Raw genomic sequence first — 971 nt, forward strand, 5'->3', positions numbered from 1 at the left:
TTGGAACAGACGGCGATCGATGGGCTGGCATCTGCGGATGTCGTGCCGACCTGGATATGGCTCTCGACGATCGGTGGCATCGCGGCCCTTTTCGTCTTCGACTTCTTCACCCATGTGCGCAAGCCGCACGAGCCGACCTTCAAGGAGGCGGCCCTGTGGTCGACCTTCTACGTGGCGCTGGCGCTTCTGTTCGGCTGGGGCGTCCTGCATTTCTGGGATCAGAAGCACGGGCTGGAATATTTCGCCGGCTTCATCACCGAAAAGAGCCTGTCGGTCGACAATCTCTTCGTCTTCGTCATCATCATGAAGAGCTTCCGGGTGCCGGCGGCCTACCAGCAGAAGGCGCTGTTGATCGGCATCGTGATCGCGCTGGTCATGCGCGGCATCTTCATTGGCCTGGGCGCCGCGGCAATCGAGCGTTTCTCCTGGGTGTTCTACCTGTTCGGGCTGTTCCTTTTGTGGACGGCGTGGAAGCTGGCCTCGGAAAGCTTCTCGCACGGGGCCAAGAGCACCGACGAGGCCTATGAACCCAACGCCATGGTGCAATGGTTCCAGCGCCATCTTCCGACCACCGACGATTTCCGTGGCAACGCGCTGAGCGTGGTGGAGGGCGGCAAGCGCTACTTCACGCCCATGTTCATCGTGATCCTGGCGCTCGGCATGACGGATCTTCTCTTCGCGCTGGACTCCATCCCGGCCATCTACGGGCTGACCAACGCGCCCTACATCGTCTTCACGGCCAACGCCTTCGCGCTCCTGGGCCTGTTGCAGCTCTACTTCCTGCTCGGCGGGCTCCTGGACCGGCTGGTCTATCTGGGCTTCGGCCTGGCGCTGATCCTGGGCTTCATCGGCGTCAAGCTGATCATCCATGCGATGGAGGCCAACACGCTGCCCTTCATCAACGGCGGCGAGCCGATCCACGGCCTGCCCTATATCTCGACCAACTTCTCGCTGAGCGTGATCCTCGGCAT

The 971-nt window shown here is 61.7% G+C and carries 1 protein-coding gene; it reads left to right on the forward strand.

Translation table 11 applies throughout. The features are described from left to right. Positions 1-971, forward strand: a 971-nt coding sequence (locus AUL30_RS19040) for a TerC/Alx family metal homeostasis membrane protein (RefSeq protein ID WP_244490907.1), incomplete at its 3' end; no start/stop codon positions are given.

The sequence above is a fragment of the Aureimonas frigidaquae genome (genome assembly GCF_001463905.1).
Lineage (GTDB): Bacteria > Pseudomonadota > Alphaproteobacteria > Rhizobiales > Rhizobiaceae > Aureimonas > Aureimonas frigidaquae.